The organism is Pseudomonas kairouanensis (assembly GCF_004682055.1).
In the GTDB taxonomy this organism is placed as follows: Bacteria; Pseudomonadota; Gammaproteobacteria; order Pseudomonadales; family Pseudomonadaceae; genus Aquipseudomonas; species Aquipseudomonas kairouanensis.
In genome coordinates this window covers 1-7,439 of the sequence record NZ_QUZU01000088.1, presented here as the reverse complement: position 1 = coordinate 7,439, position 7,439 = coordinate 1, and the positions used below count along the sequence as shown (strand labels likewise).

At 61.5% G+C, this 7,439-nt stretch carries 3 protein-coding genes; all 3 read left to right on the top strand.

Annotation, left to right across the window (positions count from 1 at the left end; genetic code table 11):
• Positions 1–196: 196 nt before the first annotated feature.
• Positions 197–1,303 carry an efflux RND transporter periplasmic adaptor subunit gene (locus DYL59_RS31025; protein WP_135292597.1) on the top strand — a complete coding sequence of 369 codons (1,107 nt, stop codon included), beginning with the start codon at positions 197–199 and terminating at the stop codon, positions 1,301–1,303.
• Between the two features lie 2 nt (positions 1,304–1,305).
• Positions 1,306–4,389: an efflux RND transporter permease subunit gene (locus DYL59_RS31020; protein WP_135292596.1), complete on the top strand. Its 3,084-nt coding sequence runs from the start codon at positions 1,306–1,308 to the stop codon at positions 4,387–4,389.
• Between the two features lie 98 nt (positions 4,390–4,487).
• Positions 4,488–7,439: DUF6531 domain-containing protein (locus tag DYL59_RS31015; RefSeq protein WP_420359317.1), on the top strand; the 2,952-nt coding region annotated here is incomplete at its 3' end.

Here is a 7,439-nt window from a genome sequence, read left to right as displayed (position 1 = left end):
TGCGGTGGATCAGTCGATATATTCAGTGAACTGACCCACCGCATTCGCGAGCAAGCCCGCTCCCACAGTTGATCTCAGGCGTTTCCGGAGATTGGGCACCATCACGATCGAAGGGGCTGGCTAATTTTTTATTTCGATCATAATATTCAGCAAAATATTACCAGCGTAATTTTTCGTAATACCCCCGGAGCCCGCCATGAACCCTTCTCCCCTGCGCCTTCTCACGCCCCTTGCCCTGTTGATTATCCTCAGCGGCTGCAACAGCCAGGCCGATACCGCCGCCCAAACAGCGCAGCCGCGCCCGGTATTGGCCGCCAAAGTCGAAGCCGCCGGCACCCAGCAAAGCGCCTACACCGGCGTGGTGGCGGCCCGCACGGAAAGCGACCTGGGCTTCCGGGTCAGCGGCAAGGTCATCGAGCGCAAAGTCGACCCAGGCCAGCACGTCTCCCGTGGCGACACCTTGCTGGTACTGGACATCGGCGACTTCGAACTGGCGTTGCGCTCGGCCAAGAACCGCGTCAACGCCGCCCAGGCCCAACTGCGCCAACGCCGTGACGATGAAAACCGCTACCAGCGCCTGGCCACTACCGGCGCGGTGTCACGGCAGATCTTCGACCAATCGGCGACCAACCTGCGGGTGGCCGAAGCCGAACTGGCCGCAGCGCAATCCGATGCCAGCCAGATCGAAAATCGCCGCACCTACTCGGTGCTCAAGGCCGACGGCGACGGCATCATCACCGATGTGCGGGTCGACCGCGGCCAGGTGGTGGCCGAGGGGCAGATCGTCGCGCGACTGGCCCATGACGGCGCCCGCGAAGCCATCGTCAACCTGCCGGAAAACCAGCGCGACCAAGCCTCGCAGAAAGCCCTGGCGTTCCCGTTCGGCGCCCCCGACCAAGCCGTGACCGCGACCCTGCGCGAACTCTCCGCCAGCGCCGACCCGACCACCCGCACCTACCGCGCCCGCTACGTGCTGCACGGCGCCGTGGACCGCTTCGCCCTCGGTTCCACCATCACCGTGCGCCTGCAAGGCAACGGCCAGCCCCAGCAAACCCGAGTGCCCATCGGTGCCTTGCAGGATGCGGGACAAGGCACGGGCGTTTGGCTGATCGGCGCGGACGACACCGTCAGCTTCGCCCCAGTGAAGGTCGCCAGCCTCGGCCAGGAACACGCCCTGCTCGACAGTGGCGTGAGCCCTGGCCAGATCATCGTCGCCCTTGGCGCACACCTGCTGCACAGCGGTGACGCCGTACGCCTGCTACCCGCCCAGGTGCTGGCCCTCAATCGCAAACAGGACAACTGAGCATGCGCGGTATCAACCTCTCGGAACTGGCGGTCAAGCACCGTGCCGTCACGCTATTTTTGATCCTTGCGATCCTCGCCGCCGGGATCTTCTCGTTCGGCAAACTGGGGCGCGCCGAAGACCCATCCTTCACGGTCAAGGTCATGACCATCACCGCCGCCTGGCCTGGCGCCACCGCCCAGGAAATGCAGGAACAAGTGGCCGACCGCCTGGAAAAACGCCTGCAGGAACTGGATTACTACGACCGCGTCGAGACCATCGCCCAGCCGGGTTTCGTGTCGATGCGCATGACGTTCAAGGAGTCCACGCGCCCTGGTGAAATCCAGGACCTGTTCTACCAGACCCGCAAGAAGCTCAGCGACGAAGCCGCAAAACTGCCCAAGGGCGTGATCGGGCCGTTCTTCAACGATGAATACTCCGATGTGTACTTCGCGCTGTACGCGCTGGAGGCCGAACACCTGCCCCATCGCCAGCAGGTGCAGATGGCCGAAGCGCTGCGCCAGGGGTTTCTCAACCTGCCGGGGGTGAAAAAGGTCAATATCCTCGGCGAGCAGGCGCAGCGGGTGTTTGTGGAGTTCTCCTATGAACGCCTGGCGACCCTGGGCATCAAGCCAGACCAGATTTTTTCCGCCTTGGCCGCGCAAAACGCCGTGGCACCCTCGGGCTTTGTGGAGACCGCCGGGGCCCGGGCCTACATCCGTATCGACGGCGCCTTTGACAGCCTGGCGTTGATTGAAAACGTACCGTTGGAAGTCAACGGCCGCGTACTGCGCATCGCCGATGTGGCCACCGTGAGCTGGGGTTATGAAGACCCGCCGAGCTACCGCATCCGCCACCAGGGCGACCCGGCGCTGATGCTCGGCGTGATCATGGAGAAGCACTGGAACGGCCTGGAGCTGGACAAGAGCCTCAAGGCCCAGGAAGCAAAAATCCAGGCGGACCTGCCCCTGGGGGTGAACTTCGCCAAGGTCTCCGACCAGGCGAAGAACATCAGCCTGGCGGTGAACGAGTTCATGCTCAAATTCTTCGTTGCCCTGGCGGTGGTGATGGTGATCAGCCTGTTGGCCCTGGGCTTTCGTGTGGGCCTGGTGGTGGCGGCGGCGGTGCCGCTGACCCTGTCGGTGGTGTTTGTGATCATGCTGCTCACCGGGCGGGAGTTCGACCGCATTACCCTGGGCGCGCTGATCATTTCTCTCGGCCTGCTGGTGGACGACGCCATCATCGCCATTGAGATGATGGTGGTGAAGCTTGAGGAAGGCTTTGACCGCATCCACGCCGCGACATTTGCCTGGAGCTCCACCGCCGCACCGATGCTGACCGGCACGCTGGTGACCATCATCGGCTTTCTGCCGGTGGGGTTTGCGCGCTCGGGTGCGGGGGAATATGCCGGCAATATCTTCTGGATCGTCGGTTTTGCGCTGATCTCGTCCTGGCTGGTGGCCGTGGTGTTCACGCCGTACCTGGGTGTGAAGCTGCTGCCACAGATCAAACCCGTGCCCGGTGGCCATGACGCGATCTATGCCGGGCGTTACTACCAAAAACTGCGTGGGGTGGTGGAGGCCTGCGTACGGCGCCGTTGGCTGGTAACCGGCTTGGTGGTGACGGCGTTCGTGCTGTGCGGGTTGGGCATGGGCGTGGTGAAGAAGCAGTTCTTCCCCAACTCTGACCGCTCCGAACTGATCCTTGAGGTGTATATGCCGCCCGGCAGCGCCTTCAAAAGCACCGAAGCGGTGGCCGCGCAGTTGGAGCAAGCGCTGCTGCAAGAGCCGCAGACCACAATGGTCGACACCTATGTGGGCGGCGGCGCACCCCGCTTCTTCTTGTCGCTGAACCCGGAATTGCCTGACCCGGCATTTGCCAAGTTGATCGTGCAGACCCCGGACTCCCATGCCCGCGATGCATTGAAACTGCGCATGCGCGAGCGCATTGCCGCCGGTGAATTCCCCGCTGCCCGCGTGCGTGTGACCCAACTCTTGTTCGGCCCTCCGGTGCCCTTCCCGGTGGTGTTCCGCGTGTCCGGGCCGAATGTGGATGTCCTGCGTGGGCTGTCCGAAGACGTGCGCCAAGTCGTCGCCGCCAACCGGCTGACCAAGGATGCCTTCCTCGATTGGGGCGAGCGCACCAGCGGCTATCGCCTGGTGCTGGACCAGGACCGCCTGCGCCTGCTGGGCTTTACCCCCAACGAGGTCAAGTCCCAGCTCAATGCCCTGCTCAGTGGCAACCCGATCACCGAAGTGCGCGAAGGCAACCGCACCGTCTCAGTGGTGGCCCGCGCCCAGGGCAGCCAGCGTGAAGACCTGGGCAACCTCAACAACATGACCCTCACCAACAGCGCCGGGACCTCGGTGCCACTGGCCCAGGTCGGGCACTTCCAGGCGGTGATGGAGGAACCGGTTCTCAAACGCCGCAACCGCGCGACCACGGTGGAAGTGCGCGCCGACATCATCGACGGCGTGCAACCGCCCGACGTGGAAATGGCCGTGTACAAGGACCTGCAACCCTTGATCGCCAAACTGCCGGCCGGCTACCAGATCGACATTGGCGGGCCGGTGGAGGAAAGCGCCAAGGCCAACGTGGCCCTGGCGGCATTGTTCCCGATCATGATCCTGCTGACCCTCACGGTGATCATGTTCCAGGTGCGTTCGTTCGGGGTGATGTTCATGGTCTTCGCCACCGCGCCGTTGGGCTTGATTGGCGCGGTGCCGACCTTGTTGCTGTTCAACCAGCCGTTCGGTTTCAACGCGATTTTGGGGCTGATCGGGATTGGGGGGATTTTGATGCGCAACACGCTGATCTTTACCGACCAGATCCGCCAGAACCAAGAGCACGGCATGGCGATTCGCGAGGCGATTGTCGAAGCCACCGTACGCCGTGCACGGCCAGTGATCTTGACGGCGCTGGCGGCAGCCTTGGCATTTATCCCGCTGACGCTATCGGTGTTCTGGTCATCCCTGGCCTATGTGCTGATTGGCGGGGTGTTGGTGGGCACGGTGTTGACGCTGTTGTTCCTGCCGGCGTTGTGCAGTCTGGTGCTGGGGCGCACGGCACAGAAACCTGTCGAAATTTCCCACATTACGGCCGGATAAGCTCTACTCCCCACCCCTGAGATCCGCTGCAAAGTCCCTCGCCTGAATACACAGGGCGAGGGATTGCAGATGAATTTAGTTGTCGCACGGGTTCAAGCGTGAACCCGGCCATTGGCAGGCTGGCCCTGACCCCAATGGATGTGAAAACGGTCGATGTCGAGGCTGTTTTCCGGGATTTTCGCGGTTGCCTGAATACCTTTGACGAGTGGGCTGCGAGCTTTTGGAGCTTCTCGGCGCTGGATGTCGAGCAGGTGTTCAAAGTCGGCGACGAGGTGGAACTGGTCGCGCCGGTCACCGGCTCGCTCTTTCCCAGCAACACCACTGCGATGTGCGGCGCAAACGGCACATTGACACTGGTGCATCTGTTCCAGAGCACCCGATTTGTGCCAATCGGCAATACGCCGGTGATGCTGCAACGTATCGACCCCGACGGCGGCCCATTGGGCGAGCCGATCCACCACACCATCGGCCCGAGCGGCATTCTGGAAATCACCGAGTGTGAGCGCAACCAGCGCTATCGGGTCAGCTTTTATCCCAACGTTTCCAATGATCACCTCAAGGCGCTGTATGCGTCTTACCAGACGGTGATTGATGAGCTGGAAGTGCGCCTGCGCGAGGCGTGGACGGACACCTTCCAAGCCCAGTGGAAAACCTATACCGACGCCAAGCCACTCGACCAGCGCCGCCTGTTGGAGAAGGCATTTCTACGCGGCATGGGCACGGCGCTTTACAGCCTTTGGGACAATTTCACACAGCTGTATGACCTGTTGGCAGACATCCAGCCCAACAGTGAAAAGCTGCTGGCGTACCTATCGGAAGCCGAACTTGATGAGTTCCTGAAGCTGGGTGACGACGCCATTGCCCGGGGGTTGTTGGTGCTCAGTGATGAGCCGCTGATGTTCATCTACCTGTCGGCGATAGCCAGTTGGATACGGCTGTTGCCGCCCCAGGACATGAGCGAGGTGATGGGGGAAATCACTGGCGAGGTGTTGATCAACCTGCTGCTGTTGAGGGTTGCAGGCGCCATGGGTGTGGTGGTGCGCCTGGGTGCGCAGGTGTTGAGCCAAATCAAGTCCGGGCGGGTGCGGCAGTTGCTGGAGCTGCTGGCACGGCAGCTTGTAGGGCCGACTTTGGCCGCGCATACCGATGCGGTAAAGCCGGTGTTGTTGGGGGGGCCGGCGACGTCGATCAAGGCCATTCCGGCAGTGCCGATGAGGGCTGGGGATGAGTTGGTTTCGAATCCGGTGGCGATGGCTCGGGATAAGGCCGTGCAGAGGACGGCGTTGGTTCGGCAGGAGCACCTGGATGACGTGCCTGTTTCGGGGAAAAACCCGCACGGGGATGCCGCTTCAAGTGCAGATAAAACCGCCACCAACGGCTGCCCGGTGTCGATGGTCACCGGCGAGGAATTGCTGACCCTGGCGGACGGAGCGCTGGACGGGATTTTGCCGTTTGAGTGGAGCCGGCTGTATCGCACCAGTGCCGTGGAAGTGGATTGCGGCTTGGGGTTTGGTTGGAGTCACTCGCTGGCGCATCGGCTTTCGGTTGTGGGTGATTCGGTGGTGTGGACCGATCATGAGAATCGCTCGACTGCCCTACCCTTGCCGACCACTACTCGGCCAGCGATCACCAATAGCTTGGCCGAAGTGGCGATTTATCTGGGGGATTTGCCGGATGAGTTGGTGCTGGCGCAGGCGTCGCGTTTCTACCATTTCGTTAACGGTACGCTGACTGCGATCAGCGATGCGTATGGCAATCGGCTGCGTATCTCCCGTGACTTTGGGGGGCGTATTGAACGGGTAGATAACGGCGCGGGCCGCTCGCTGTTTTTGCGGTATGAATCGGGCCGCATTGTGGCGGTGGAGTACCAGATTCAGCGGGCTAAGGACTACGAGCCCTACGTCTGGGTGACCGAGCAAAGCGTCGTTTCCTACGCCTATGACGAACTCGGCAGGCTGGTTTCGGCGACCAACGCGGTAGGCGAAACCGAGACTTATCGCTACGACGACCAGCACGTCATTCTTGAACGGGGTTTGGCCGGTGGGGCGAGTTTTTTCTGGGAGTGGGAAAGGTCCGGCAAGGCGGCACGATGCATTCGGCATTGGGCCAGCTTTTCGCAGATGGACACACGCTATGCCTGGGATGACGACGGCCGCGTCACGGTGTTTAACGCCGATGGTAGCCAGGAAGTTTATGTACATGACCAGCGGGCGCGGCTGGTGCAGCGGGTTGATCCGGATGGCGCCCAGCACTTCAAATCCTACGACGACAACGGCCGGCTAACGGTAGAGCAAGACCCGCTGGGGGCGGTGACGGCTTATCAGTACGACGACGCTGGGCGTTTGGTGGCGGTGTTTCCGGGGGACGACGAGCCGACATCCTACGAGCATGACAACGGGTTCGTACGGGTTGTGCGGCGTGGTGAAGCGGTTTGGAAGTATGAAAGAAATGATCAGGGCGATGTCACGCGCAAGATCGACCCTGAAGGGCATATCACCGATTACACCTACAACAAATACGGGCAGCTGATTGGGGTTTGGTTGCCGGATCACAGTTGCCAGCGACTGATCTGGAATGAGCGTGGCCAGCTTGTTGAAGAACAACTGCCCAATGGTGGGATCAAGCGGTATCGCTATGACGATGTTGGGCGGCAGATTGCCCGTGAGGACGAACACGGCGCGCTGACCGAGTATCAGTGGGACAGCGTTGGACGGTTGGTTCGGGTAGTTCTGCCAGGTGGTGCGACGCGGGAATACAGCTACAACCCCTACGGAAAAATCACCGCCGAGCGCGATGAACTCGGTCGCGTGACTCGTTACGAATACGCGGATGGTTTGCACCTGATCAGCCGTCGCATCAATGCCGACGGCACCCAGGTCAACTACCGCTACGACAACGTTCGCTTATTGCTGACTGAAATCGAAAACGAGGTTGGCGAAACCTACCGGCTGCAATATCACCCCAACGGCCTGATCCAACAGGAAACCGGGTTTGACGGCCAACGTACTGCCTACGTCTACGACCTTAACGGCAACCTGCAAGAAAAGACT

What these genes read in the sequence shown, in the direction of transcription:
- DYL59_RS31025 (WP_135292597.1), top strand. Translation starts at nt 197, where the DNA reads ATGAACCCTTCTCCCCTGCGCCTTCTCACGCCCCTTGCCCTGTTGATT.
- DYL59_RS31020 (WP_135292596.1), top strand. Translation starts at nt 1,306, where the DNA reads ATGCGCGGTATCAACCTCTCGGAACTGGCGGTCAAGCACCGTGCCGTC.